Annotated in this window: 27 protein-coding genes; 16 read left to right on the plus strand and 11 right to left on the minus strand. The window is 70.1% G+C overall.

From position 1 onward, the window contains the following. Window positions 1-27: 27 nt before the first annotated feature. Both IEY12_RS10755 and eif1A read right to left on the minus strand, forming a co-directional pair. A complete protein-coding gene (locus IEY12_RS10755) occupies window positions 28-813 on the minus strand; it encodes an HpcH/HpaI aldolase family protein (protein ID WP_188883720.1) in 786 nt (261 codons plus the stop codon). Between the two features lie 95 nt (window positions 814-908). After that, complete coding sequence (eif1A, locus tag IEY12_RS10760) at window positions 909-1,193, minus strand: translation initiation factor eIF-1A (protein WP_188883721.1); 285 nt, start codon at window positions 1,191-1,193, stop codon at window positions 909-911. Between the two features lie 169 nt (window positions 1,194-1,362). On the opposite strand from eif1A, the gene glpR reads away from it, so the two are divergent. The 9 genes from glpR (at window position 1,363) to IEY12_RS10805 (ending at window position 9,376) form a co-directional block, all read left to right on the plus strand. Continuing rightward, the gene (gene glpR / locus IEY12_RS10765) at window positions 1,363-2,136 is read left to right on the plus strand and encodes an HTH-type transcriptional regulator GlpR (RefSeq protein ID WP_188883722.1); all 774 of its coding nucleotides are present in this window, start codon (window positions 1,363-1,365) and stop codon (window positions 2,134-2,136) included. Beyond that, on the plus strand, window positions 2,133-3,041 hold the full coding sequence (gene pfkB, locus IEY12_RS10770; RefSeq protein WP_188883723.1) for a 1-phosphofructokinase: 909 nt from the start codon (window positions 2,133-2,135) through the stop codon (window positions 3,039-3,041). Before glpR ends, pfkB begins: the two co-directional genes overlap by 4 nt. A gap of 85 nt (window positions 3,042-3,126) precedes the next feature. Next, window positions 3,127-4,239, plus strand: coding sequence for a PTS fructose transporter subunit IIC (locus IEY12_RS10775; RefSeq protein ID WP_188883724.1), 1,113 nt, complete (start codon window positions 3,127-3,129; stop codon window positions 4,237-4,239). A 52-nt stretch (window positions 4,240-4,291) separates the two neighbouring features. Further along, window positions 4,292-4,756 (plus strand): PTS sugar transporter subunit IIA, encoded by a 465-nt coding sequence (locus IEY12_RS10780; RefSeq protein ID WP_188883725.1) that lies wholly within the window; start codon window positions 4,292-4,294, stop codon window positions 4,754-4,756. Then, a complete protein-coding gene (locus tag IEY12_RS10785) occupies window positions 4,757-5,041 on the plus strand; it encodes an HPr family phosphocarrier protein (protein ID WP_188883726.1) in 285 nt (94 codons plus the stop codon). After that, on the plus strand, window positions 5,038-6,732 hold the full coding sequence (gene ptsP, locus IEY12_RS10790) for a phosphoenolpyruvate--protein phosphotransferase (RefSeq protein ID WP_188883727.1): 1,695 nt from the start codon (window positions 5,038-5,040) through the stop codon (window positions 6,730-6,732). The genes IEY12_RS10785 and ptsP overlap by 4 nt, the downstream gene beginning before the upstream one ends. Then, entirely contained in the window at window positions 6,729-7,199 is a 471-nt protein-coding gene (locus tag IEY12_RS10795) for a PTS fructose transporter subunit IIB (protein ID WP_188883728.1), read from the plus strand. The genes ptsP and IEY12_RS10795 overlap by 4 nt, the downstream gene beginning before the upstream one ends. 88 nt (window positions 7,200-7,287) lie before the next feature. After that, a complete protein-coding gene (fba, locus tag IEY12_RS10800) occupies window positions 7,288-8,280 on the plus strand; it encodes a class II fructose-bisphosphate aldolase (protein ID WP_188883729.1) in 993 nt (330 codons plus the stop codon). Window positions 8,281-8,446: 166 nt separating this feature from the next. After that, the gene (locus IEY12_RS10805; RefSeq protein ID WP_188883730.1) at window positions 8,447-9,376 is read left to right on the plus strand and encodes a sulfide-dependent adenosine diphosphate thiazole synthase; all 930 of its coding nucleotides are present in this window, start codon (window positions 8,447-8,449) and stop codon (window positions 9,374-9,376) included. Window positions 9,377-9,380: 4 nt separating this feature from the next. Here IEY12_RS10805 and IEY12_RS10810 read toward each other — a convergent pair whose 3' ends face one another. The 4 genes from IEY12_RS10810 to IEY12_RS10825 all read right to left on the minus strand — a co-directional run bounded on the left by IEY12_RS10810 (window position 9,381) and on the right by IEY12_RS10825 (window position 12,148). Further along, complete coding sequence (locus IEY12_RS10810; protein WP_188883731.1) at window positions 9,381-9,818, minus strand: DUF7522 family protein; 438 nt, start codon at window positions 9,816-9,818, stop codon at window positions 9,381-9,383. Between the two features lie 53 nt (window positions 9,819-9,871). Continuing rightward, a complete protein-coding gene (locus IEY12_RS10815) occupies window positions 9,872-10,468 on the minus strand; it encodes a TetR/AcrR family transcriptional regulator (protein WP_229871190.1) in 597 nt (198 codons plus the stop codon). 31 nt (window positions 10,469-10,499) lie between these two features. After that, window positions 10,500-11,060 (minus strand): hypothetical protein, encoded by a 561-nt coding sequence (locus tag IEY12_RS10820; RefSeq protein WP_188883732.1) that lies wholly within the window; start codon window positions 11,058-11,060, stop codon window positions 10,500-10,502. A gap of 152 nt (window positions 11,061-11,212) precedes the next feature. Then, the gene (locus IEY12_RS10825; protein WP_188883733.1) at window positions 11,213-12,148 is read right to left on the minus strand and encodes an alpha/beta fold hydrolase; all 936 of its coding nucleotides are present in this window, start codon (window positions 12,146-12,148) and stop codon (window positions 11,213-11,215) included. A 98-nt stretch (window positions 12,149-12,246) separates the two neighbouring features. Between IEY12_RS10825 and IEY12_RS10830 the strand changes: the two genes are divergently transcribed. Further along, complete coding sequence (locus IEY12_RS10830; RefSeq protein ID WP_188883734.1) at window positions 12,247-13,038, plus strand: class I fructose-bisphosphate aldolase; 792 nt, start codon at window positions 12,247-12,249, stop codon at window positions 13,036-13,038. A 99-nt stretch (window positions 13,039-13,137) separates the two neighbouring features. Then, on the plus strand, window positions 13,138-14,484 hold the full coding sequence (locus IEY12_RS10835) for an MFS transporter (RefSeq protein WP_188883735.1): 1,347 nt from the start codon (window positions 13,138-13,140) through the stop codon (window positions 14,482-14,484). Between the two features lie 11 nt (window positions 14,485-14,495). Here the strand turns inward: IEY12_RS10835 and IEY12_RS10840 are convergent, their stop codons facing one another. Next, a complete protein-coding gene (locus IEY12_RS10840; RefSeq protein ID WP_188883736.1) occupies window positions 14,496-16,652 on the minus strand; it encodes a PKD domain-containing protein in 2,157 nt (718 codons plus the stop codon). A gap of 133 nt (window positions 16,653-16,785) precedes the next feature. Between IEY12_RS10840 and IEY12_RS10845 the strand changes: the two genes are divergently transcribed. Further along, window positions 16,786-17,169: a hypothetical protein gene (locus IEY12_RS10845; protein ID WP_188883737.1), complete on the plus strand. Its 384-nt coding sequence runs from the start codon at window positions 16,786-16,788 to the stop codon at window positions 17,167-17,169. A gap of 15 nt (window positions 17,170-17,184) precedes the next feature. On the opposite strand, the gene IEY12_RS10850 is transcribed toward IEY12_RS10845, so the two are convergent. Then, on the minus strand, window positions 17,185-19,143 hold the full coding sequence (locus IEY12_RS10850) for an ABC transporter ATP-binding protein (protein ID WP_229871192.1): 1,959 nt from the start codon (window positions 19,141-19,143) through the stop codon (window positions 17,185-17,187). 140 nt (window positions 19,144-19,283) lie between these two features. Between IEY12_RS10850 and IEY12_RS10855 the strand changes: the two genes are divergently transcribed. Continuing rightward, window positions 19,284-20,270 (plus strand): DUF7972 family membrane protein, encoded by a 987-nt coding sequence (locus IEY12_RS10855; protein ID WP_188883738.1) that lies wholly within the window; start codon window positions 19,284-19,286, stop codon window positions 20,268-20,270. Between the two features lie 9 nt (window positions 20,271-20,279). Here the strand turns inward: IEY12_RS10855 and IEY12_RS10860 are convergent, their stop codons facing one another. After that, window positions 20,280-21,797, minus strand: a complete 1,518-nt coding sequence (locus IEY12_RS10860; RefSeq protein ID WP_188883739.1) for a hypothetical protein — start codon at window positions 21,795-21,797, stop codon at window positions 20,280-20,282. Window positions 21,798-22,082: 285 nt separating this feature from the next. Between IEY12_RS10860 and IEY12_RS10865 the strand changes: the two genes are divergently transcribed. Next, a complete protein-coding gene (locus IEY12_RS10865) occupies window positions 22,083-22,478 on the plus strand; it encodes a DUF302 domain-containing protein (protein ID WP_188883740.1) in 396 nt (131 codons plus the stop codon). Window positions 22,479-22,556: 78 nt separating this feature from the next. Then, the gene (locus IEY12_RS10870; RefSeq protein WP_188883741.1) at window positions 22,557-22,772 is read left to right on the plus strand and encodes a hypothetical protein; all 216 of its coding nucleotides are present in this window, start codon (window positions 22,557-22,559) and stop codon (window positions 22,770-22,772) included. Here the strand turns inward: IEY12_RS10870 and IEY12_RS10875 are convergent. Then, window positions 22,769-22,981: a DUF8015 family protein gene (locus tag IEY12_RS10875; RefSeq protein ID WP_188883742.1), complete on the minus strand. Its 213-nt coding sequence runs from the start codon at window positions 22,979-22,981 to the stop codon at window positions 22,769-22,771. The two genes, IEY12_RS10870 and IEY12_RS10875, sit on opposite strands and share 4 nt — an antisense overlap. A gap of 36 nt (window positions 22,982-23,017) precedes the next feature. Then, entirely contained in the window at window positions 23,018-23,989 is a 972-nt protein-coding gene (locus tag IEY12_RS10880) for a phosphoadenosine phosphosulfate reductase family protein (RefSeq protein WP_188883743.1), read from the minus strand. Between the two features lie 281 nt (window positions 23,990-24,270). On the opposite strand from IEY12_RS10880, the gene IEY12_RS10885 reads away from it, so the two are divergent. Further along, a complete protein-coding gene (locus tag IEY12_RS10885; RefSeq protein ID WP_188883744.1) occupies window positions 24,271-24,639 on the plus strand; it encodes a response regulator in 369 nt (122 codons plus the stop codon). Window positions 24,640-24,769 lie beyond the last annotated feature (130 nt).

Here is a 24,769-nt window from a genome sequence, read left to right on the forward strand (position 1 = left end):
TGAAAACGCAACTGCTCCGAGGACGCCCTAGCGCGCGTTCTCGTACACCTCGTGCCAGCTCCCGAACTGCCCGGTGAGCGCGCCGAGGCTGCTCCCGACGTGGAGGATACGGTAGTCGCGTTCGACCTTGTTGACGGCGTCGTCCACCCCGAACGTGAGGCCGCCGAGGGTGACGTCGTGCTCGCGTGCGGCGGCCTCGACGGTGTCGACGGCCGCCTCGACCTCGGGGTGGTCGCGTTCGCCGGGGTGGCCGAGCGCGATGGAGAGGTCGTTCGGGCCGAGGAACGCGAAGCCGAGCTCGGGAACGGAGAAGATCTCCTCGATGTTCTCGACGGCGGTCTCGGTCTCGATGGTGACGCCGACGAGCACCTCCTCGTCCTCCGTCTCGGTGTAGTCCGCCGCCTGCCCGTAGCGCGCGGCGCGCGGGCCGGCGAGGCCGCGCTCGCCCGGCTGGCCGTCGTACTCGAAGTGCGCGGCTGCGAGCGCGGTGCGGACCTCGTCGGCGTCCGAGACGCGGGAGACGAAGAGGTTGCGAACGCCCGCGTCGAGGGCCTTACGGACCATCGCGGGGTTCGCCTCCGGGATGCGCACGAGCAACTCGGTGTCGGTGAGTTCTGCGGCGCGCAGGAGCTCCTCGAGAGCGTCGCCGTCCCACGGGCTCGGCCCGCCGTGTTCGAGGTCCATCCAGACGAAGTCGAAGCCGAACTCGCCCAACAGCTCGACGACTTCGGGGCTGTACGTGTTGTCGAGGACGCCGAACGCGGGGTCGTCGTCCTCGACGGTCGCTCGCAGGGAGTTGTGTCGCGGGTTCACGCCGAGGACGTCGTTCGCCGACGGTAAAAGTCGCGGGGCCGGCCCGGACGAACGCCGTCGCTACGCGGCGTGAAAGAGAGAGACAGAGAGAACCGTCAGTCGATGTGGCCTTCGCGGCGCAGCTGCTCGGCGGCGTCGTCGTCGTAGCGCCACTCGACGTTCGCCTTCTCGTCCTGCCAGTCCCACGGTTCGGCGATGACGACGTCGCCCTCCGAAATCCACGTGCGGAACTTCATCCGGCCCGGGATGCGGCCCATGCGTTCTTTGCCGTCGGCACAGCGGAGTCGGACGCGGCTGCCACCGAGCATGTTGGTGACGACCGCGAAGACCTGATCGTCGTCGGGCATACGGAGGTTCCGTCGGCCCTGATTCTCGCTCATACAGCAATTACGCTCGCGCCACGGTTAAACGGTTCCCTTCACGGGTGGTACCAATGCACAGAGCGTCGGCGTCGCGCGTTTCGGCTCGCTCGACCAGAAACGAACAGTACCGGACATAAACAGTTATACACGGACGGGAACACCTCCCGATAGAGACCACCGACCAGCAATGTTACCGGAAGCGCGAAAGCGGAAGATCGTGGAGTTAGTGTCGGCGCACGACGGTCGGTCCGTCGCGGAGCTCGCCGAGGAGCTCGACTACTCGAAGGCGACGATCCGGCGCGACCTCCGGGAGCTCGAGGACGACGGGCTCATCGAGCGCAGTCACGGCGGCGCCCTCCCGGCGTCGTCGGTCGGGCACGAGCGGACGTACGGCGAGCGCGAGGTCCAGAACCTCGACGCGAAGCGGGCGATCGCCGCACGCGCCGTCGAGGAGCTCGCGGACGCCGAGGTCGTCTTCTTCGACGCGGGCACAACGACGATGGAGGTCGCGAAGCGCGCGCCGACGGACGGCTCGCTGCTCGCGGTGACGAACTCCCCGCGTCTCGCCGTCGAGCTCGAGGGCGACGCGAACGAGGTGAAGCTGACGGGTGGGACGCTCCGCCGCCGCACGCGCGCGCTCGTCGGTCCCACCGCCGAATCGTTCATGGAGCGGACGAACTTCGACCTGCTCTTCCTCGGGACGAACGCCGTCGACGTCGACGCCGGACTGACGACGCCGAACGAGGACGAGGCCCGGATGAAGGAACTGATGGTGGAGAAGGCGACGCGCGTCGTCCTCGTCTGTGACGCCTCGAAGGTCGGCAAGCGGAGCTTCGTCCAGTTCGCCGACCTCGAGGACGTCGACCACGTCGTCACGGACGACCCGCTCCCGGCCGACCTCCGCGAGGCGTTCGAGTCGGCGGGCACGCGCGTCACCGACGACGCGGGGGTGTCCTCGTGATCCTGACGGTCACGCCCAACCCGGCGCTCGACTACACCGTCGAGCTCGACGACCCGCTCGACGTCGACACCGTCGTCCGGACGGACGGCGCGACACTCGACGCCGGCGGAAAGGGCATCAACGTCTCGCAGTACCTGCGGGCGATGGACACCGAGACGGCCGCGACGGGCTTCCTCGGCGACCCGTTCGGCCGCGTGCTCGAGGAGCAACTCGCGCGCGAGGGCCTCGACGCGGCGTTCGTCTCCGTCGACGAGTCCACGCGGCTCAACCAGACGATCCTCGCGCCGGAGGGCGAGTACAAGGTGAATCAGGACGGCCCCACGGTGTCGGCCGGCGCCGTCGATGACCTCCGCTCGCACGTCGCGTCGGTCGCGCCGCCGACGCTCGTCGTCGGCGGGAGCCTCCCGCCCGGGATGGCGGCGGACGACGTGGACGCGCTCGCGGCCGACGGGGACTGGGAGACGGCGGTCGACGTCGGCGGGGAGACGCTCGCCGAACTCGAGGAGCGATACGCGCTCTGCAAGCCGAACGACGAGGAACTCGCGGCGGCGACCGGCATGCCGACGGGAACGGTCGAGGAGTGCATCGCGGCCGCCGAGGAACTGCGCGAGATGGGCTACGAGCGCGTCGTCGCGTCGCTCGGCGCCGAGGGCGCGATTCTCGTCTCCGAGGACGGCGCGCTCCACGCGGAGGCGGTCGATACGGCCGTCGTCGATACGGTCGGCGCGGGCGACTCCCTGCTCTCGGGCGTGCTCGCGGCGTTCGACGACGGTGCGGACGACGCGACGGCGCTCGCGACCGGCGTCGCGGTGGCCTCGCGCGTCGTCGGGGTCCCGGGGACGAGCGTCCCCGACCTCTCCGCCGTCCCCGAGATTCGCGACGCCGTCCGTATCAGTCGCCACTGACGACCCCGTGCGCCGAGCAGAATCGGGCAGGAGGACGCACATCCGAACAGTTTTAATCACCCTCGGGCAACTATCGTGATAGACTATGTCGTCTGACCCGGAAGGGGCGTATCGGTCCTACCTGAACTCGATAAAGGAGGACCTGATGACCGGCGTATCGCACATGATCCCGTTCGTCACCATCGGCGGTATCTTCCTCGCGCTCGGCTACGCGTCCGCGACGGCCCTCGGTGACGTCACGAACGTCTTCGAGGCGACGGGCACTCTCGGCTGGTTCTTCGCGCAGGTCGGGTCCCTCGGCCTCACCATCATGGTGCCCATCCTCGGCGCGTATATCTCGTACGCGATCGCCGACAGACCCGGCCTCGCCCCCGGTTTCGTCCTCTCCTACCTCATCCAGCAGGGGAACGTCCTGCAGGAGGCCGGGAAGATAATCGGCGTACAGGGCGGCGCGGCGGGCGCCGGCTACCTCGGCGCGCTCGTCGCCGGTCTCATCACCGGCTACGTCGCGCGCTGGTTCAAGCAGCGCAACGTCCCGGGCTTCGTCGAGCCGATGATGCCCGTGCTCATCATCCCCGTCGCGACGACGTTCGTCCTCCTGCCGGTGATGCTCTTCGTCGTCGGCGTCCCCGTCTCCATCGCGAACGCCGCGCTCACGGAGTGGCTCCGCGGGATGCAGGGCGGGCAGGCGCTCCTCGTCGGCGCCATCCTCGGCGCGATGATGGCCTTCGACATGGGTGGCCCCGTCAACAAGGTCGCGTACGTCTTCGCGACCGGCCTCATCAGCGAGCAGATCTACGGCCCGATGGCCGCCGTGATGATCGCCGGCATGACGCCGCCGCTCGGCATGGCGCTCTCGAACCTCATCGCGCCCGAGAAGTACGAGGCCTCCATGTACGAGAACGCGAAGAGCGCCATCCCGCTCGGCTTCTCCTTCATCACGGAGGGCGCGATTCCCTACGGCGCGGCCGACCCCGCACGCGTCATCCCCGGCATCGTCGCCGGCTCCGCCGTCGCCGGCGCCACCGCGATGGGGCTCGGCGTGACGATGCCCGCCCCGCACGGCGGTATCTTCGTCGTCCTGCTCTCGAACAAGCCCGGGACGTTCCTCGCGTGCATCGTGCTCGGGACGGTCGTCACCGCCGCCATCGAGCACGTCATCAAACCGAACTACGACGAACGCGTCGGTAACGCCTAATCACCGATTCGAGGCGGAACCCTTACCGTCCGCGCAAACTCAATCACAAACGATGAACGAGTCTGACCTCGAAGAGCTGATCAACGTCCGACTGATCTCGCTCGAAGAACCGCCCGCCGAGAAGGAGGCCGTCATCGAGCACCTCCTCGATCTCGCCGTCGAGGCCGGACGCGTCTCGGACCGCGAGCAGGCGCTCGCCGACCTCCTCGAACGCGAAGAGGAGTCCACCACCGGCGTCGGCATGGGCATCGGCATCCCGCACGCGAAGACGACCGGCGTCGAGGAGCCGACGCTCGCGTTCGCGCGCTCCTCGGCGGGCGTCGACTTCGGCGCGATGGACGACGAGCCCGCGACGCTCTTCTTCATGATCCTCGTCCCCGAGGCGTCCAGCGACGACCACCTCCAGATTCTCAGCAGCCTCTCGCGCTCGCTCGTCCACGAGGAAACGCGCGAGAAACTGCACGACGCCGACTCCGCCGAGGCAGTACAGCGCATCGTCATCGAGGAGGTGGCCTGAATGCCCGAGCGCCGCGTCACCGTCGTCCCCGAGGAGGGCCTGCACGCCCGGCCCGCGTCCGTCTTCGTCGAGACGGCGAACGAGTACGACACCGAGGTGCTGGTCGGCCCCGAGGACGCCGCGGACGACGACCTCGTGCCCGCGTCCTCGATGCTCGCCGTCACCGGACTCGGCGCGGCGGGCGGTGACACGCTCCGCCTCGTCGCCGAGGGCGAGGACGCCGAGGCCGCGCTCGACGCGCTCGAGGACGTCCTGACGACTCCGGAGGACGAGCTGGAGGGATGAGCGAGCGACGACTCCCCGGCATCGACGTCACGCCGCTCTCCGGCGTCGGCACCGTCGTCTGGTACCGGCCGGACGCCGACCTCCCGGAGCCGCCCGCGCCCGAGGACGTGGACGCCGAAGCCGAACTCGAGGCGTTCGAGCTCGCCGTCGCGGAAGCCGAGGCAGAACTCGAGGCCGAGCGCGAGCGAACGGCCGACCGCGTCGGCGAGGAGGAGGCGGCGGTGTTCGACGCCCACGTCCAGTTCCTCAACGACCCGCAGATCGCCTCGGGCGTCGAGGAGCGGGTCGAAGACGGTCGCCCGGCCACGCACGCGGTCCGAGAGACGTTCGACGAGTTCGTCGAGCAGTTCTCCGGGATGGAGGGGAAGATGGCCGAGCGCGCGGACGACCTCCGCGACGTCCGCGACCGCCTCCTCCGGCTGCTGACCGACGGCGAGCGCGTCGACCTCGCGTCGCTCCCCGAGGGCTCCGTGGTGCTCGCCGAGCGCCTCACGCCCTCCGATACGGCGCAGCTCGACCCCGAGCGCGTCGCCGGGTTCGCCACCGTCACCGGCGGCCGCACCTCGCACGCCGCCATCTTCGCGCGCTCGCTCGCCATCCCCGCCGTCGTCGGCGTCGGCGAGGACCTCGAATCGGTCGCGGACGGCGAGACGGTCGTCGTCGACGGCCGGTCGGGCGACGTCGTCGTCAACCCCGACGAGGCCACGGTCGAGGCCGCGCGCGGCGGCGCGGCGGACGACGTCGTCGAGGAGGCGGTGACGACCGCCGACGGCACCGACGTGGAAGTCGCGGCGAACGTCGGGACGCCGCAGGAACTCGCGCCCGCGGCCGAGCGCGGCGCGGACGGCGTCGGGCTCTTTCGCACGGAGTTCCTCTTCATCGAGCGCGACGACGCGCCCGACGAGGACGAGCAGTACGAGGCCTACCGAGACGCCATCGAGACGTTCCCGGACGGACGCGTCGTCGTCCGCACGCTCGACGTCGGCGGCGACAAACCCGTGCCGTACCTCGACCTCCCCGAGGAGGAGAACCCCTTCCTCGGCGAGCGCGGGATTCGGCGCTCGCTCGGCCCCGACGCCGACCTCTTCGAGACGCAACTGCGCGCGCTCCTGCGCGCGGACGCCGACACGGACGCCGGGAGCCTCGCGGTGATGCTCCCGCTCGTCACCACCGTCGAGGAGGTCGAGGCGGCGCGCGGCGTCCTCGAAGGCGTCGTCGACGACCTCGCGGCCGAGGGCGTGAACGCGACGATGCCGGAGTTCGGCGTGATGATCGAGACGCCCGCCGCCGCGCTCATGGCGGACGTCCTCGTCGAGCACGTCGACTTCTTCAGCATCGGGACGAACGACCTCGCACAGTACGTGATGGCGGCCGAGCGCGGCAACGACGCGGTCTCGGAGCTCGGCGACTTCCGCCAGCCCGCCGTGCTGCGCGCCATCGACGCCACCACCACGGCCGCCGCCGGGACCGACGTCTGGGTCGGGATGTGCGGTGAGATGGCGGGCGACCCCCGATTGACCGAGTTGCTCGTGGGCCTCGGTCTGCGCGAGCTCTCGATGAGCGCGCTGACGGTGCCGGACGTGAAGGCCCGCGTCAGCGAGACGACCCTCGAAGACGCCGAGGCGCTCGCTGAGCACGCGCTCGCGGCGGCCGACAGAGATGAGATAATCGAACTCCTAGAGCAATCATGAAGCTAGTCGCAGTCACGAGTTGTCCGACGGGTATCGCACACAGCCAGATGGCGGCCGAGAACCTCGAGACGACGGGCGAGGAGATGGGCCACGACATCAAGGTCGAGGTCCAGGGCGCCATGGGCGCGGAGAACGAGCTGTCGAGCGAGGACATCGCGGCGGCGGACGCCGTCATCATCACGGCGGACACGGCGGTACAGACCGACCGCTTCGAGGGGAAGCCGATCGTGCAGGCGCCCGTGAAGGCGGGCGTGAACCGCGCGGCCGAGATGATCGAGCGCGCCGTCGAGGCCGCCGAAGCCGGCAAGCGGGGCGTCATCTCCGCCGGGGGCGAGAGCGCTGGGTCGACCGAGGCGGCCGAGTCGAGTGACGAGTCGGATGAGTCGGAGAGCGACGCGCCACAGAAGCGCGGTGGCGACCCCGAGAAGGGCATCTTCCGCCGTCTGCGCCGCTGGCTCTCCTCCTGAAACACCTACTCGTTTCTGAGTAGTTTTGTTCGCTACTGCTCGCTTCCACACCAGTTATTAGGGTGGACCGGGATTCCCCGCACGTACGATGACGTTCTACGGCGGCGACGAACTCGACAAGGTGTACGACGACGCGCTCGAGGAGGGCTTCGGCCTCGTCGCGAGCAACATCGCGGAGCCGAACGTGCTGATGGGCCTGCTGGAGGGCGCATCGCGCGTCGACTCCGACCTCCTCCTGCAGATGAGCGCGGGAGCGTGTCGCTTCGCCGGCGACGGCGACGAGGTCGCCGGCCTGCGCGCGATGGGGAACTACATCGAGGTGCTGGCCGAGCGCCACGACATCGGCGTCTTCCTCAACATGGACCACCAGACCGACATGGAGTTCATCGAGGCGCAGATGGACCTCGACATCCCCTCCTCGATCATGATCGACGCGAGCCACGAGCCGTTCGAGGAGAACGTCGCGCGCTCGCGGCGGGTCGTCGAGATGGCCGAGGAGAAGGGCTCTGACGTCCTCGTCGAGGCCGAACTCGGCCAGATCAAGGGCGTCGAGGACGAGATCGAGGCCGAGGAGGCCTACTACACGGACCCCGAGCAGGCCGTGGAGTTCGTGGAGAAGACGGGCTGTGACCTGCTCGCCATCTCCGTGGGCACCCAGCACGGCGTCGCGAAGGGTCGGGACCTCGAACTGCGCCCGGACCTCGCGCGCGACATCCGCGACGCCCTCGACGAGCACGGCCTCGACACGCCGCTCGTCCTCCACGGCTCCTCCGGGCTCCAGCCCTCGCAGGTTGAGGAGATGATGCAGTACGGTATCTGCAAGATGAACAAGGACACGCGCTACCAGTACGAGTACACGCGGACGGCCTTCGACCTCTACCGCGAGCACGGCGACGAGCTCGTCCCGCCGGAGGGCGTCCCGGACAGCCGCGACACCTTCTTCGAGGACACGGAGTGGTCGCCGAACAAGGACGTCTTCGACCCGCGCGTCGCGGGTCGGGACATCCGCGAGCGCGTCGCGGACGTCCACGCCGAGCTCGCCGAACTCGCGGGGAGCGCCGGACAGAGCCGCTACGCGTAACGCACGCTCGCGCGCTTTCTGCTCCTCTCGCTCTCTCCTCTTCTCTCGCTCCTCCGTTCCCCCTCCCTCAGGCCGCGTTCCCCGCACGCGCCCCGCGTAGCGGCCGCGCCACCGCTCGACGTGCCCCATCGCCACCACTAAGTAGTCGGTTGTAACACTAGGTAATATGTCGTTCAGCGGATTCAGCGACGCGACGGAAGCGCAGGTCACGAACGCCATCGCCCGCTCGTGGGGCGACGAGTTCCTCGACTACACCGACACCGACGTCATCATCGTCGGCGGCGGACCCTCCGGGTTGGTCGCCGCGAAGGAGCTCGCCGAGCGCGACGTCGACGTGATGGTCGTCGAGAAGAACAACTATCTGGGAGGTGGGTTCTGGCTCGGCGGCTTCCTCATGAACAAGCTCACCGTCCGCGAGCCCGCAGAGCGCGTGCTCGACGAACTCGGCGTCCCCTACGAGGAAGCCGAGGAGGCCGACGGCCTCCAGCTCGCGGACGGCCCGCACGCGTGCTCGGCGCTCATCCACGCCGCCTGCGACGCCGGCGCGAAGATCCAGAACATGACCGAGTTCACCGACATCGTCGTCCGCGAGGACCACGAGGTGTCGGGCATCGTGATGAACTGGTCGCCCGTCCACGCCCTCCCGCGCGAGCTGACGTGCGTCGACCCCATCGCCGTCGAGTCCGACCTCGTCATCGACGCGACCGGTCACGACGCCGTCGTCGTCTCCAAGCTCCAGGAGCGCGGCGTCGTCGACGCGCCCGGCATCGAGCACGTCGACGAGCACGAGGCCGGCATGGACTCCACCGAAGACGGCGAGTACGGCGCGCCCGGCCACGACTCCCCCGGCCACGACTCCATGTGGATCGCGGACTCCGAGGACAAGGTCGTCGAGTACACGGGCAAGATCCACGACGGCCTCCTCACCTGCGGGCTCTCGACGGCGACGACGCACGGCCTCACGCGCATGGGCCCGACGTTCGGCGCGATGCTCCTCTCCGGCAAGAGCGCCGCCCAAACCGCCATCGACGAGCTCGGTGTCGACGCGCCCGGCGTCGACCTCCCCGGCGCGACCCCCTCGCCCGCCGACGACTGAGCGCTCAGTCCGTCCCAGTCCCCCTCATCTCACTCGCGGGGCGGCCGTCCGCCCGCCACCGCGTCTCGCCGCCCACGTCCAGTATCGACGTGCATTCGACGACGAACTCCGTGAGGTTGCGGGCCACCCGCCGGTCGAGCGAGACGACCGTCCCCCGCGTCCCGTCCTCCGGGAAGTGAACGATGACGCCGTTCTCGTGGACCTCCGTCGTGGCGCGCGCCTCACCGAGCGGTGGGTAGTCCTCCTCGCGGACGAGCGCCCGGGTGTCGGTGACGCGCTCGCGGATGTCGGGCAGCTCCTCGTGAAGCCGCCGGGTCGCCAAGTCCTCCCTGACGTGGACGACCTCCCACTCGTCCGCGTCGTAGTAGAACCCCACCCGATAGGCGTCCCCCGCCTTTCCCGCCACGTGCTCGTGGAGCTTCCGGTGTCGCTCGTCGACCATACGGAACTGACGGCCGCCCAACGTATTCGGCTTTGGGGCGACCCCCGTCGCGCTCAGGCGTCGAGCGCATCCGCGACGTACCGGTCGGCGGCCTCGCGGGCGCGGTGGAGCACCGCCGGGTCGTCGTGAAGGACGAAGCGCGTCCGCGCGCCGTCGACGAGCGTCATGAGCGTCTCGGCGGCGGACTCCGGGTCCACGCCCTCGTCGAAGACGCCGCGCTCGACGCCGTCCACGACGACCGTCCGCAGGAGATAGCGGAGGTACTCGTCGTTGCGGACGAGCTGGTCGCGGACCCCCTCGTCGTAGGGCGCGACGGCGCGCAACTCGAGGAGCGCGACCGCCAGTTCGCGTTCGCTCGCGACCTCGACGAGCAGGGTATCGAGGAGGGCGTCGAGGCGTGCCGCCGGGGCGGTCGTCTCGACGCCGTGGACGCGCTCGACGAACCGGTCGAGCAGGTACTCGAGGAGCGCGACCAGCAGGTCGTCCTTCGTCTCGTAGTGGTAGTGAATGGCCGCCGTCGTCTTCCCGTACTCCGAGGCGATGGCGCGCATCGTCAACTCGGCGTAGCCGTGCTCGCAGAGCGCGCGATAGGTCGCCCGCATGATGGCGGCCTCTGCCTCGCTGCGCTGCTCGCGGGATGCGCCCGACATCACGCCACCCGCGAGCGGCCGGCGCGACGGCTCACCGCGTCTCCCCCCGTGCGGTCGCGTCGAGAGCGTCCACGACGGCGTCCGCGATGGCGAACACCCCGCGGCGCGCGGCCACCGGGACGTCCCGTTCGCCGGGCGTCGCGGCGACGCTCGCCTCCGCGCCGTAGAGGTCGCTCACGCCCGCCGTAACCGCGGCGAGCAGACCGGTCGAGACGCCGTCGTCGGCACCGACGAGCGCCTCGAACGCCAGCGAGTGGAGGTAGTCGCCGACGAGGACGGCGTCCGTGCTCTCCGGCGCGCGCTCCGGGAGGCCGACCCAGCGGACGACCGTTCGGGCGTCGAGCAGGTCGACGGCGCTCGCACCCGCGACGACGTCGCGGGCGTTCGGGTGCGACGGCACGCGCGAGGCGCCTTCGAGGACGGCGCGCGTCGGGCGGCGCTCGGGACGCGCGGCGAGCGCGGTGTCGACGACGCGCGAGAGCGGCGTCTCCGCGCCGCGAAGCGACGCGAGGTACGCGTCGACGGCCGCCAGCGTGACCGCGTCGTCCGTCGCGCACTCCCCCTCCGTCGCTGTGTCGCGTGCTCGTCCCATCGCGTAACTGACCGGTTAGTTCGCTCGGCTCCCACAAGTCGGTTTCGACCCCGGCGGCGCGCGCTCGCCGGTCCGAGCGCGGTCGCGTGGCTGACCAGTTGCTTAACGGCGCCATCGAAAAGAGCGAGACACGAGCGGGACGCGGCGGAGCGCTACTCGTCGGCCTCGAGGCGGCCGTGGATGGCGTTCGCGAACGCGCCGGGGCGTTCGGCGTGCGGGACGAGCGCGGTCCGCGCGATCTCGATGAAGTCGGCCTCGACGGCTTCCGCGAGCGCGCGGCCCTCCTCGGGCGTCGTCGTCTCCGCGCCCGCGCCCCAGACGACCGTGAGCGGGCCGTCGAAGGCCGACAGCGCCTCGCGCAGGTCGAGGTCGACATTGAGGTAGCCCCCAACGAACGCCGCGACGGCGTGTTTCGCGCCGCGCTGGTGGGCGCTGCGCCACTGGTAGTCGAGCCACGCCTCGTCGGCGTTCGAGACGTCGTAGTAGCCGTGGTCGGCGTTCGAGCGCCGGATGGAGTAGCGCGACGTGGCGAGGTCGACGAGGAGGTCGCCGACGAGCGGCGCGCGAGCGACGCCGCGCGCCCACGGGTTCGGTCCCGGCATCGCGCCCGTCGACGGGCAGACGAGCACGAGCGCGCGCGGGTCGACGCCGTCGTGGTCGAGCGCGCCGGCGACGTACGCGCCGGCGAGGCTCGCGGCGATTACCGCCGGGTCGTCGTACTCGGCGAGGAACGCCGCGACGAACTCGGTGTAGAACTCGCCGTCGTAGTCGAGCGCCGGGCGGTCCGAGCAACCGAAGCCGGGGAAGTCGGGCGCGACGACGTGGTACTCCTCGGCGAGCGCGGCCCAGATCTCCCGGTATTCGCCGCTCGACCCGGCGGCGTTCACGCCGTGCAGGAGGACGACCGTCGGGTCCGAGGCGTCCCCGGACTCGGTGTACGCGACGTCGAGGCCGCGCCAGCGGAACGTTCCGCGCCGCCCCGGGAGCGGCGCGTCGAGGTCGCCGGCGTACGATTCGAGCGCGCGGTCCGCGAGCGCGGCGACGGACGCGGCGCCCGCCACCGCACCGACCGTCTTCAGGAGTCGCATACACGGGTGTTCTCGCGCGAGCGACAAATACCCTCGAGGTCGCGCCCCGACCACCGGGACGGGCAACGCTCTTGGTGGTCGTCTGCGAGACCACACGCGTGAGCTACGACCTCCTCGATACGGACTCCGGAAACGCGGTGTACGTCGCGCTCGACCACGGCCTCGCGAGCGGGGCCATCGACGGCTTCGAGGACCCGACGGCCGTCCTCGACGACGTGCTCGCGGCGGACCCCGACGGCCTGCTCGTCGGGCCGCACTTCGCGCGCCGCTACCGCGACCGCCTCGCGGACACGAACCTCGTCGTCACCGGCGACGTCGTCACCTTCTCGACGCGCCCCGGCGAGGACGAGGCCGCCGACGTCTGGACGGACGCCTTCGACGTCGACCTCCTCCTCGACCTCGACCCCGTCGGCGTGAAGGTCGTCCTCGTCTTCGGTCGCGAGGACCGCGCGGTGTTCCGGCGCAACATCGAGGCCGTCGCGCGCCTCGCCGAGGAACTCCGGGGGACGGGCGTTCCGCTCGTCGTCGAACCCGTCATGTGGGGGTCGCGGGTGCCGTCGGCCGCCGAGACCGACCCGGACCTCGTCGCGAACGCCCTCCGGATGGGCTGGGAGTACGGCGCGGACGTCCTGAAAGCGCCCTACACGGGCGACGAAGCGCGGTTCGGCGAGGTCGTCTCGAACGCGCCCGTGCCGGTGATGATGCTCGGCGGCCCGAAGACCGGGGGGACGCGCGGGACGCTCGAAGCCGTCTCGGAGGCGATGGACGCGGGCGCGCGCGGCCTCATGATGGGACGGTCGGTCTGGCAGTCCGACGACGTCACGCGGACGGTCGAGGCGCTGAACCGCATCGTCCACGACGGCGCGAGCGTCGCGGCCGTCTGGGACTGAGCGGGTAGCGGGTGCGGACCGGGAGACGCGCGCCGCCGTCGCACCCGCGAGCGTGCGTCGTGCGACACCGCTTAGTCCCACCCGGCCGACGCTCCGGGCATGGACTCGGACCGGTGGCTCTACTCGCTCTCGCTCTCCGCCGTCGCCTCCAGCGTCGCCGGCCTGCTCGTCCCGCTCTATATCGTCCAGCTCGGCGGCGGGTCGGCCGCGCTCGGGCTCTCCGCGTCGCTCTCCTCGCTCGTCGGCGCGCCCGGCGCGGTGCTCGCCGGCCGCTACGCCGACCGCACCGGGAACCGTCGCGGCGTCGTCCTCGTCGCGCTCGGCGCGGGCGCGGTCGCGCTCACCCTCCTCCCGTTCCTGAAGACGGTGCCCGCCGTCATCGTCGTGAACGCCGTGCTCGCGTTCTCGCTCGCCGCCATCTCGCCGGTCGTCACGATGCTCGTCGTCGCGAACGCCGCCGAGTCGAACTGGAACAGCCGCATCGCCCGCCTGAACACGTTCCAGGGCTACGGCTCGACCGCCGGCCTCGTCATCGGCACCGTCTGGACGGTCGGCGTCGCCACCGTCCTCGCGACCGAAGTCGTTCAGGAGTCGCTGTTCGCGCTCGCGGCCGCGTTCGGCGTCGCCGCCGCCGTCCTCGGCGCGCGCTCGCTCCCCCGTGAGGCCGCCCTCGACGTCGGCCCGCGCCGCTCCAGTCGCGTCGCCACAATCCTCTCGCGGACCGCGCGCAACACGCAGGACGCGACGTTCTCCTTCGGGACGAACCGCGTCTTCTGGGCGTCGCGCGCGCTCTCGTTCGCGCGCCTGCGTCGCCTCCGCAGCGAGCTGCCGCGCCCGCTCTGGCTCTACTTCCTCGCGGCGTTCTGCTTCTTCACCGGCTTCTCCGTCTTCTGGGCGCCGCTCCCGCTCTACCTCAAGTCCACGCTGGGCTTCGACTCCGGCGGCGTCTTCGCGCTCTACCTCGTGAACAACCTCGCCTCGGCGGTCTTCTTCGAGCGCGCGGGCGTCCTCAGCGGCCAGCGCGACATCCGGGTCGTGCAGGGCGGCGCCCTCGCGCTCCGCGCCGGTGCGTTCGTCGGCGTCGCCGGCCTCGGCCTCGTCGGCGGGAGCGCGCTCACCGGGGGCGGCCTCGGGCCGCTCGCCGCCGTCGGCGCGCTCCTCTTCGTCGTCGGCGTCTCGTGGGCGTTCATCGCCGTCACCGGCACCGCCATCGTCTCGCGGTTCGCGCCCGCGAACGCCCGTGGCGCCATCCTCGGGACGTACGCGGCGCTCTCCGCCATCGCGGGCGCGGTCGGCGGCCTCCTCGGCGGGTGGGTCGCGTCCTATCGCTTCGACGTGGCGTTCGTGCTCGCCGCCGCTCTCGTCGTCACCGGCGCCGCCCTCGTCTACGGCGCGAAGCGCCTCTCGGAGGCGACGGCGTCCCCGCCCGCGACACCGAGCACGTAGGCCTGATCCGGTCAGCCGCGAACGAACGGCGTGAGCGCGAGCGCGACGAGCGCACCGAGGAAGCCGGCCCGGCCGCCCGACGGGCCGGTCCCCGACGGGGCGGACGTGGGCGCGGACGTCAACGTTTGCTCGGCGTCGCGCGTCGTCGTGGGCCAGTCGGCGCGGGAGTCGGTCGCGCTCGCCGCGTCGCTCTCATCGGACGCGTCCGTCGTCGTCACCGTCTCCGGTGGGTCACTCGTCGTGGTCGCGGTCGTCGTCGGCTCGGCAGTGGTGGTATCGGCCTCGTCGGCCTCGCCGCCGTCGCTCTCGCCACCACCGCTACCGCCGTCGACGTAGACGACTTCGGTCTCGGTGTCCTCGCTCGCCCCGAGGACGGTGACGGTTCGCGTGTCGGTCGCTCGGTTCCCGGCGGCGTCGACGACGGTGAGCGTCGCGGCGTACGTGCCGGGGGCGTCGTACGTGTGCGTCGTCGACACGCCGGTCGCCGTCGCGCCGTCGCCGAAGCGCCACGCGTAGCGGACGATGCGGCCGGCGTCGCGCGAGGCGTCACCGTCGAAGCCGACGAGGGTGTCGGCGTGCACCGTCACGTTCGGGCCGCCGTCCGCGATGGGGCGCGTGCCGTCGATTGCGAGCGAGCCCGTCGACGCGGTCCCCGAGTGGTCGTACTCGTTCGTCGCGTTCACGACGAGCGTCACCGTCCCCGTTGTCGCGTTCGTCGTCACCGGAACCGTCGCCGCGTACGTGTCGTTCGCCGTCCGTGTGAGGGTGACAGTGCCCGCGCCGAACGCCGTGGCGTCCGCCGTCACCGAACGGAGCGCGGACGCGTTCTCGACGGCGGCGGCCACGCGAACGCGCCCGTCGAGGCCGACCGGCGGACTGCCGTTGACGGCCGTGAGCGTCGCGTTCGACACCGACGGTTGTGAGGTGTCGACGCGCGCCGCGTCGGTCTGTCTGTCCGCACCGTCCGCGCCCCCGCCGTCCACGGCCGCGCGAAGCGTCGCCACGTAGTCGCCGTCGGCGCCGACGGTCGTCCGCGCGCGGTACTCGTACGGCCCGTCACCGGACGCCTCGAAGTCGTCGCGCGTGAGGACCGCGTCGTCCGGCCCGGAAATCGTGGCGTTGATGCGTTCGAGGCGCTCGTCGCTCGTGAACGACACCGAGAGCGTGCGCGCAGACGGGTTCGCGAGCGCGAAGTTCGAGATCGTCGGTGCGGGCCGGGGCGCCACCGTCGCGACGCCCACGCTGGCGGTCACCGGGCGCGACGCCCCGTCGGGGCCGCTCACCGCACCGGACGGCCCGCCGAGCGCCGCGTACTGGAGGTGGAAGTCGTCGCTCCCGACGTAGAGGAGGTCGGGGCTCCCGTCGCCCGTCCAGTCGCCGTCGCCGACCGGGGCCTTCGCGGGCGTCTGCTTCGCGTCCACCGGCGTCTTCGACCCGTCGGCGGCGAGCAGGCCGAGCGTCTGACTCCCCGTCACGTAGGGGACGCGCGGGACGCCGTCGCCGTCGAAGTCCGCCGGCGCGCCGACGCCGAGGCCGTAGTTCGACCCGAAGGAGGAGAACCCCGTCGAGGACACGGTCGCGCCGTCGTAGTACTTCAGCGTGCTCGAGCTCCCGAGGAAGAGCAGGTCGCGCGTCCCGTCACCGTCGTAGTCGGCGACGCCGACGACGCCGTTCGTGGCGAGCGTGCCGCCGTCGGGGCCGGTGACGGCCGTCGGCGACGTCCCGGCTCGGACCCGGTAGAGTCGGCCGTCGCTCGCGGCCTCGTAGTAGACGCTCACACGGCCGTCCCCGTCCCAATCACCGGTCGCGATGACGCCTTTTCCCGTGTCCGCGTCCGAGGTGAGCGTCCGGGCCGTCCCGTTCATGTCGACGATGCGGAGCGCCCCATCGGTACTCACGTACGGCGCCTCGAGGCGGCCGTCACCGTCGAGGTCCGCGACGCGCCCGACGTGCGATATCGACCCGGTGACGCCGAGCGACGCCGTGGTCCCGTCCGCATAGACGACGGTGAGCGTGCCGCCGTCGTCGGCGTAGGCGGCGACCGGAGTGGCCGAGGTGTCTGCCGCCGCACCGCCGACACCGACGCCGGCAGCGAGGAGGCTCACGACGACGATGAGCGAGACGAGCAGTCGCGTCAGGCCGTGTGTCGGGAATGAGCGCGAACGCATGGGGTTGGGGGGGGACGGGCCGCTGGAAGACGTCGAGAGACGGGGTAGCCAGCCTGAAAAGCGCGATGGCCACCTCCCGGCAGTGAGCGAGCCGAAACCACCTTTTAGGCCCACGGAACCCCAAGGCCAAGGTATGTCTGCCGTCGATTCCTACCGGCCCGGTTCTTGCAACATCGGCGTCCAAGAGCGGCGACGCCGCTACGTCTACGCGGCGGCGGGGTTCGTCGTCGCCGCCGCGCTGGTCGCCGCCGTCGCCGTCGGCGCGCTCCCCGAAGCCCTCGTGCCGGCGGTCTTCGTCCCGCTCGCCGTCGGCATCGAGTGGTTCCTACAGGCCTCGAGGTCCTTCTGCGTCGTCCTCGGAACGTTCGGCAAGTACAGCTTCGAAGCGGCCGGCGAAGTCGGCACCGTCGACGACCCCGACGCCCGCCGCGAGGACCGGAGCTCTGCCATCCGGATCACCGCGACGTCCGTCGCCGTTGCCGCCCTCCTCACCGCCGTCGCCTACGTCGCGGTCTGAATCGCCGAACGGGTCCTATCGCTTCTCGCCGTCACCCTCCTCACGCCCGCCGACGAGTTCGTCGCCGCGTTCGCGCGCCCGCTCGAGGAACGACGCTGGAAGCGACTCGACCTCGCCGGCCTGCACCCGCCAGAGGTTCGCGTAGAGGCCGTCGCGCTCCAGTAGCTCCTCGTGCGTGCCGCGTTCGCTGATTCGGCCGTCGTCCACCACGAGGATAGTGTCGGCGTGTCGCACCGTCGAGAGGCGGTGCGCGATGACGAACGTCGTCCGCCCCGCCGCGAAGTCGAGGAGCGAGCGCTGGATGAGCGCCTCCGTCTCCGTGTCCACCGCGGACGTCGCCTCGTCCAGCACGAGCAGCGGCGGGTCCTTCAGGACGGCGCGCGCGATGGCGAGGCGCTGACGCTGGCCGCCCGAGAGCTTCACGCCGCGCTCGCCCACCATCGTCTCGTAGCCGTTCGGCAGGCGCTCGACGAACTCGTGGGCCTGCGCGCGCCGCGTCGCCGCCTCGACGTCGGCGTCGCTCGCGTCGAAGCTCCCGTAGCGGACGTTCTCGCGCACCGTCCCGTAGAAGAGGAAGGGGTCCTGCGAGACGTAGCCCACCGACTCGCGCAGACTCCGCAGCGTCACCTCCCGGACGTCCGTTCCGTCGACGCGCACCGCGCCCGAGTCCGGGTCGTAGAGGCGCGGGAGGAGCTTCATCAGCGTGGATTTGCCCGCGCCCGTCGGCCCGACGACCCCGATAGTCTCGCCGCCCGCCGCCTCGAAGGAGACGTCGCGCAGGACGTCCTCGGTGGCCAGCGTCTCCTCGGGCGCCTCCGGGTCCGGGCGGCGATACGCGAACGAGACGTCGTCGAACTCGACGCGCCCCGCCGTGACGTCGAGGTCGCCCGCGTCCGGCGCGTCCGTTATCTCGCGCTCCTGCGTCCGGAGGCCGTAGACGCGCGTGCTCGCCGCCTTCGCGCGCTCGTAGTCGTCGACGATGCCACCGAACTGGACGATCGGCCAGACGAACTGCTGGGCGTAGATGACGAACGTCACGAACGCGCCCGGCGTCAGCGTCCCCGCGAGGCCGAACGGCGCGCCGAAGAGCACCCAGTACGCGCCCGCGAGGAACGTCACCGCGAACCCGACGCCCGAGATGACGTTCAGACCGGGGAAGAACGTGATGCGCGCGCGGATCGCCGCGAGGTTCGAGTCGAGGTAGGCGAGCGACGACGACGCGACGCGCCCGGACTCGTAGCGCTCGGCACTCGACGTCTTCACCGTCTCGATGCCGCTCACCGTGTTCTCGAGGCGGGCGTTCAGGTCGCCGATCTCCTCGCGAACCGAGAGATAGCGCGGCTCGATGACGCGCGCGAAGACGAGCGTGAACACCGCGAGGAACGGAACCGGAAGGAGCGCGACGAGCGTCAGCGGCGCGTTCAGCGACACCATCACGACGCCGATGCCGCCGATCGTCGCGAGGATCCAGAGCGACGAGGAGACGGCGTCCGCGAGGAACGTCTCGAGGGCGTTCACGTCGTTGTTCAGGACGCTCATCAGCTCGCCCGTCCGCCGGTTCGTGAAGAACGCCAGATCGAGGTCCTGGAGGCGGTCGTAGGCCGCGACGCGGAGGCCGTGCTGGGTGCGCTGGGCGAAGACGCTCCACGCGTAGTCGTCGATCCACGAGAGCACCGCGCCCGCGAGCGTCGCCGCGAGCAACACGCCGACCGCGACCTCGACCTGCGCCCACCTCGCGTCCGCCGGCGGCAGCCACGCGTCGGGGACGAACGGGAGGCCGAACGGCCGCGTTCCGAGGAAGATGGAGTCGACCGCGAGGCCGACGACGTACGCGGGCACGAGGCCGAACAGCCGGCCGACGACCGTCGCGACCGCGCCGCCCGCCGCCCACTCCCAGTTCCCGCCGCCGTGCTCGGCGTACAGCCGCCACATCGGGTTTCGGGGCGTTCCACCGTCGCCCGCGTCGTCGTCCATTGCCGGTGAGTGGGCGCCGACCCGTATAACGCTCGGGAAGGCGGCGCCGACCACACCACCCGATGGCGGTGTGCGAGGACCAGCGGAAGCGGTGCGGTGGCCCGCACGCCTTTAGCGGTCCGGCACCTTGCGTCCGCGTGATGGCAGGGCGGGACCTCGCCGGACTCGGACAGCGCCTCTATCGGTGGGCGGCGTTCACCGCCGACAGACGCATCCTCACGACGCTCGTCCTCCTCGTCGGCTTCGCCCTCTTCGGGCCCGTCGCCGGCTTCGTCCTCCCCACCGCGAAGAACCCGCTCGCCGACTCCAGCCCCACCATCTCCCTCGTGTCCGCGCTCCTCAGCGGGACGTTCTTCCTCTTCAGCATCGTCGTCACCGTCAACACCCTCTTCGTCTCCCAACAACAGCACCCGCTCGGCCAGCAGTTCGGCCGCGTCCAGAGCGTCGTCGAGTACCGACGCCAACTCGAGGACGTCGTCGACACCGAGCACGTCCCCGCCGAACCCGATGCGCTCCTTCGGCTCCTCTCCGGGAGCATCCTCCGGCGCGCCCAGTACGTCGAGGCGGAGATCGGCGCCGCCGACTTCGAACTGCGCGAGGACCTCGACGGCTACGTCGAAACGCTCGCCGAGGAGACCGGCGAGATGAACCGCGGCCTCGAAGACGCCGACACCACCCTCGACGTCGTCCTCGCGACCATGGACTACGACCACGACAAACAGATCCACGACCTCCGCGCGATCCGCGTCACCCACGCCGACGACCTCGACGCCCAGACCGCGGAACGCATCGACGAGATGCTTCGCCTCCTCCAGTACGCCGCCACCGCCCGCGAGTACTTCAAGACGCTCTACACGCGCGAGGACCTCGCCGCGCTCTCCCGCGACCTCGTCCTCACCGCCGTCCCCACCGCCGCCATCGTCGCCGCCTTCATGCACTTCCTCAACGACCTCCCCGACAGCAACCTCCTCGTCGTCGGCGTCGAGGCCGTCGCCTTCGCGCCCTTCGTCCTCGTCGGCGCCTACGTCTTACGCGTCACCCTCGTCAACAGCGCCCAACCCGCCGCCGGCCAGTTCGTCGTCGGCGACGACCGCGGAGATATCGAGGGCATACCGGACGGGGACTAAGAGGGAGCGTTACGTCGTCTTCGCCGTGTCCGTCGAGGCACCGTCGGGTTCGACGTCGAGTTTGTCGTCGTCCTCGAACGTCGCGCCGGTTACGACAACCGTGTACGTAGTGTTGTCGACGGTCGCGACAATCACGTTGTTCGGGCCTCCGCCGGTCATGAACCTGGCGTCGGAGAGATCGATATCTCCGGTGTGGGCCGTGATCGAGAGAGAACGCTGCCCGCGTTTATCGATTTCAACGTCCGACGCAGAGAGGTTGACGTCGCCAGCCGTCGCTTTGACCTCGATCGATCCTCGGGTGGAGACATCCACGGCAGGCGCGACAACCGACTCCCCAGTCATCGTTATCGTCGCGCTGTTCATCGATTTCTCGGAGTGGACCGTCACGTTACGTAGGTCGAGCGTTCCGGAGGTTGCCTCAATATCGGCAGGCCCTGAACTGGTGAGTGAGGAATCAACTGCGGTCATCGTGTTCCCGGTCAGCGTGAGCGTCGGATTATTGAGCGATTTCTCGGAGTGTATTCTCGAATCCTTAACGGAGAGCTCGCCGCCCGTCGCCGTAAGCTTGAGGAGACTGTCACTGATGATCTCCGAGTTGTCGCGTACTTCCACGCTCGTCCCAGTAATCGAGAGCACGGACTTCTTCGCGTCTTTCGTCTCCGTCACTGTCGAGTTGCTAATAGAGACCGTGTCCGCGGCGCTGATGTCGAGGCGCCCCTTCGAGCGTACCGTCGAGTTCGTGAGTTCGACGTTCGCGCCAGAGAACGTGGCCTCGGTTAGATCGCGGTCGTTCCCCACTTCCGCACCGTCGAGACGGAGACAGCCGCGTGCGACGAGCGATATGCCGGCCTTCGGCCCCTTGTTCGCGTTCACGAGCGTTCCCGCGAAGTAGATTTCGTCCGCACGGATTACTGCGCCCTTATCCGGATGGATCGTCACGCTCTCCGGAACGATCAGGGGTACCTCGGTGTCGAGTCCGGTACCCAGATCGGGCGTCGGTTCACCAGCGTCATACGCTCCGTTCCCGTTGGTGTCGAGGAACGCCTCATCCGTACCGATTCCCGACCAGTCGACCGGACAGACGCTGGTACCGCTCTCGACGTCACTGTCATCATTCGTCACGGGCGTGGTCGTGTTCGTGAAGCGCTCGACGTCGAGGACGTCGTTCTTCGGCGTGTAGACGACGTAGACCTTCGTCAGGTGGCCGTCGAGCGTGTCGCTGTAGTCGTAGTGCCACGTCGAGGCGGGGTCGAAGTCGCCGCCGCCGTCGATGGTTCCGTCGGTGAAGGGGACGCGGACGCTGTCGGTCTCGGACTTGAGGACGGCCTCGAGCGTGTCGGGGTCGAAGCTGTCGCCACCGAGGTGGACGACGTCGACGGTCGTGTCGTTCGCGCTGACGTCGACCTGCCCGACGGTGTGGCCGGCGGCGCTCCCGTCGAGCGAGTGGTCGATGTAGGCGGCGCCGCTGGCCGTCACCGTAATCGCGACGATACCCGTCAGTAGGAGCGTGGCGAGTACGCTGCTCACTCCCCGTGAATCGGTGCTGGTTCCCATGGTAGGTTCCGGACCCCGTCGTCCCCCGGATTCATCACTAGTTTGTAATGTAGTGACATAAGGGTTTCCTCCCGCCCGCCGAGTGCGTCCGGAGCGTGGTTCTCGACTCGTGTGCGACCCGAGCGAGTGCGTCCCGGTCGTCGGCATTCCGTGGCCGCTCGGGGAGTGGGCGGTGAATCGCCCGACTGCGGGTCGAGCGGCGTCGCGCGACCCGTGCGGCCGGTGGAGTATAAGTCGTCGGCGGGCGTAGTCGTGCGCGTGAGCTACACGATCGACACGCGAGTCGATGGACCGTTCGAGGATGTCGTCGCGACGACCGAGGAGGAGCTGGCCGAGGAGGGGTTCGGCGTCCTCTGCGACGTCGACGTGCAGGCGACGATGAAGGAGAAGCTCGACGCGGAGGTCCGCGACTACCGCATCCTCGGCGCGTGCAACCCGCCGCTGGCGCACGACGCTCTCGAAGCCGAACCCGGTATCGGCGCGCTCCTCCCGTGTAACGTCGTGGTCTACGCGGACGACGGCGGCGTCGCCGTGCGCGCCGTGGACCCGGAGCGCCTCCTCGGCATCGTCGAGAACGACGACGTCGAGGCCGTCGCCACGGACGTCCGCGAGCGACTCGTGCGCGTGGTCGAGTCCGTCGAAGCGTCGTTCTGACGTATCGCAAGCCGGACGTGACGGCCGACTAACGCGTGGCCGTCCCCTTTTTGCTCGCGGGCGCCGACGCTACGTCGTGTGTCGCTTCTCTCGTGGGCCGTGCGTTTCGTCGCGGCGGCCGTCGTCTGGTGTAGTCTCCTCGCCGCCGCCGTCGCGGTCACGCTCGGTGGCGTCCTCGGCGTCCACCCGGGACCGTACGAGGGTGGCGCGCTCGTGCTCGCGTGCCTCCTGCTCGCCGCGCTCGCGAGCTACGTCGCCGTGACCGGCGTGCCGGCGCGCGCGGCGGACGCTTAACCGTCCACGGGCGGGTGGACGAACACCGCCTCGCCGATGACGGCCAGACACCCGAGACAGCCGACGGCGAGCGTCGGCATCGCGGCGAGCGGCGAGAGGACCGCCGCACAGACCGCCGCCACGAGGAGGACGGCGATCGCTCCGAGAACGGCGTCCGGGCGACCGAATCGGGTCGTGAACGTTCGCTCCGTGGCGTCTGTCTCGGGCATGGAACTGTGAGTGGGTGAGTGAGTGCTCGCCGGGCGTTACATGTAGCCGAGGTCTCGGAGGCGCTCCATGAGGTCCTCCTTGTCCTGGGCACGGCCGGCGCGCTCGGTGGTGTTGTCGAGGTCCTGGAGCCACGCCGGCTCGTCGTCGGCCTTGTCAGTGCTCACTTCGCTGCCGAGCGAGCGGAAGCCCTTGAAGTACTTCGGGCTGACGGGGATGTCCTCGTGGGTGATGCCCTCCGGCAGGTCGTCGTAGGCCTGCGGAACGTAGCCCTCGTCGGGGTAGCCGGGCACGCTCTCGGGGACGACGTAGTGCCAGAAGGCGTCCCAGACGGCGGCCTCGTCGAACTGGAGGATCGGCTGGATGCGGTCGTGGGGCGGGTAGATGTCGGGGTCGTGGCGCGGACTGAAGAACGTCTCGTCGGCGCGCGCCTCCTGTTCGTCCCAGCGGATGCCCGAGAAGATGCCGTCGACGTCGTACTCCTCGAGGGCGTCGTTGAGCGCGACGGTCTTCAGGAGGTGGTTGCCGACGTAGGTGTCCAGCAGGAAGGGGAAGGTGTCCTCCTCGTACTCGAGGATCTCCCGAACGTGATGCTGGTTGTGCTCGGAGAGCGCGGAGATGTCGATGTCGTCGCCGGGGTCGAGGTCGTTGGCCTCGACGTAGTCACCGACGTCCTCGTTGCGGGCGTAGATGAGCTCGAACTCCCACTCGTCGGCCCAGTGCTCGGCGAAGTCGAGGAGGTCCTCGAAGTGCTGGTAGTGGTCGATGAAGATGGCGGGCGGCATCTCGTAGCCGTACTCCTCGGCGACCTCCTTCACGAAGTAGAGAGTGAGCGTGGAGTCCTTCCCCCCGGTCCACATGATGGCGGGGTTCTCGTACTCCTCGAGGCCCGTCTGGACGACGTCGACGGCCTTCTCTATCTTGTCTTCGAGGTTCGGATAGTCGGCTGGGTCTTCGCCCTCGCCGTCGCTGTAGTCGACGTCGAGGTAGTCGGGGAAGTCCGCTGGCATCGTTCTACCCGGCTCTTACCCCCCCGACACGTAAAGGATTGCGTGTGCGGTCAGGGTTCTCCGCGGCACCGAAGATCCGGCGGATATTGACGGGAACCGCCGACGTGCTTCTCTGAGGCGGGACGGACGCGTGAGTGGTGTGAAAGCGTCGATACCCACCGTCTCGTCGTTCGAGCGCGCTCGATAGCCGTCACACGTCCGGACACGGACGCCGGGGAACGGCCGCGCGGCGGCCATCGACGGGGGGAAGAACAAAGGCGGCCGGCGGCGCACCTAGGTGTATGCCGACTGGGACAGTCCTCTACGTCGACGACGACCGCGACTTCGCGGAACTCGTCGAACTCCGACTCTCGCGAGACATCGACTACGCCGTCGAGAGCGTTCGGACGGGCGACGCCGCGCTCGAACGCCTCGAGGACGGCAACGTCGTCTGTCTCGTTCTCGACTACCGGCTCCCGGGGACGAGCGGCCCCGAACTACTGGCGGAGGTCACGGAGCGCCATCCGCGCCTCCCCGTCGTCTTCTTCACGGGGATGGACGACCCGGAGACGGCTTCCGAGATGCGTGAGGCGGGCGCGGCGGCGTTCGTCCAGAAGGACGTGGGGAGCTTCGGCACGCTCGCGGACGCGATCCGCGAGGCGGTCGCGTAGACGCCCGTCAGGCGCCGGACTCGGGGGCGACGCCGCGAGTCCGCTTCCTGTGGTGGGTCTGACTACAACATTCATTTAGTCGGGCGCCGACAGTCGGGTAGAGCGCCGGCGGAGGCCGGCATCCACACCC

Origin of the sequence: Halarchaeum grantii, assembly GCF_014647455.2 — an archaeon.
Classification (GTDB): Archaea; Halobacteriota; Halobacteria; order Halobacteriales; family Halobacteriaceae; genus Halarchaeum; species Halarchaeum grantii.

Excerpts from the sequence above, each read along its gene's own strand:
- eif1A (WP_188883721.1), bottom strand. The coding sequence starts at position 1,193 with ATGAGCGAGAATCAGGGCCGACGGAACCTCCGTATGCCCGACGACGAT.
- glpR (WP_188883722.1), top strand. The coding sequence starts at position 1,363 with ATGTTACCGGAAGCGCGAAAGCGGAAGATCGTGGAGTTAGTGTCGGCG.
- IEY12_RS10775 (WP_188883724.1), top strand. The coding sequence starts at position 3,127 with ATGTCGTCTGACCCGGAAGGGGCGTATCGGTCCTACCTGAACTCGATA.
- IEY12_RS10780 (WP_188883725.1), top strand. The coding sequence starts at position 4,292 with ATGAACGAGTCTGACCTCGAAGAGCTGATCAACGTCCGACTGATCTCG.
- IEY12_RS10785 (WP_188883726.1), top strand. The coding sequence starts at position 4,757 with ATGCCCGAGCGCCGCGTCACCGTCGTCCCCGAGGAGGGCCTGCACGCC.
- ptsP (WP_188883727.1), top strand. The coding sequence starts at position 5,038 with ATGAGCGAGCGACGACTCCCCGGCATCGACGTCACGCCGCTCTCCGGC.
- IEY12_RS10795 (WP_188883728.1), top strand. The coding sequence starts at position 6,729 with ATGAAGCTAGTCGCAGTCACGAGTTGTCCGACGGGTATCGCACACAGC.
- fba (WP_188883729.1), top strand. The coding sequence starts at position 7,288 with ATGACGTTCTACGGCGGCGACGAACTCGACAAGGTGTACGACGACGCG.
- IEY12_RS10805 (WP_188883730.1), top strand. The coding sequence starts at position 8,447 with ATGTCGTTCAGCGGATTCAGCGACGCGACGGAAGCGCAGGTCACGAAC.
- IEY12_RS10810 (WP_188883731.1), bottom strand. The coding sequence starts at position 9,818 with ATGGTCGACGAGCGACACCGGAAGCTCCACGAGCACGTGGCGGGAAAG.
- IEY12_RS10815 (WP_229871190.1), bottom strand. The coding sequence starts at position 10,468 with ATGTCGGGCGCATCCCGCGAGCAGCGCAGCGAGGCAGAGGCCGCCATC.
- IEY12_RS10820 (WP_188883732.1), bottom strand. The coding sequence starts at position 11,060 with ATGGGACGAGCACGCGACACAGCGACGGAGGGGGAGTGCGCGACGGAC.
- IEY12_RS10825 (WP_188883733.1), bottom strand. The coding sequence starts at position 12,148 with ATGCGACTCCTGAAGACGGTCGGTGCGGTGGCGGGCGCCGCGTCCGTC.
- IEY12_RS10835 (WP_188883735.1), top strand. The coding sequence starts at position 13,138 with ATGGACTCGGACCGGTGGCTCTACTCGCTCTCGCTCTCCGCCGTCGCC.
- IEY12_RS10840 (WP_188883736.1), bottom strand. The coding sequence starts at position 16,652 with ATGCGTTCGCGCTCATTCCCGACACACGGCCTGACGCGACTGCTCGTC.
- IEY12_RS10845 (WP_188883737.1), top strand. The coding sequence starts at position 16,786 with ATGTCTGCCGTCGATTCCTACCGGCCCGGTTCTTGCAACATCGGCGTC.
- IEY12_RS10850 (WP_229871192.1), bottom strand. The coding sequence starts at position 19,143 with ATGGACGACGACGCGGGCGACGGTGGAACGCCCCGAAACCCGATGTGG.
- IEY12_RS10855 (WP_188883738.1), top strand. The coding sequence starts at position 19,284 with ATGGCAGGGCGGGACCTCGCCGGACTCGGACAGCGCCTCTATCGGTGG.
- IEY12_RS10875 (WP_188883742.1), bottom strand. The coding sequence starts at position 22,981 with ATGCCCGAGACAGACGCCACGGAGCGAACGTTCACGACCCGATTCGGT.
- IEY12_RS10880 (WP_188883743.1), bottom strand. The coding sequence starts at position 23,989 with ATGCCAGCGGACTTCCCCGACTACCTCGACGTCGACTACAGCGACGGC.
- IEY12_RS10885 (WP_188883744.1), top strand. The coding sequence starts at position 24,271 with ATGCCGACTGGGACAGTCCTCTACGTCGACGACGACCGCGACTTCGCG.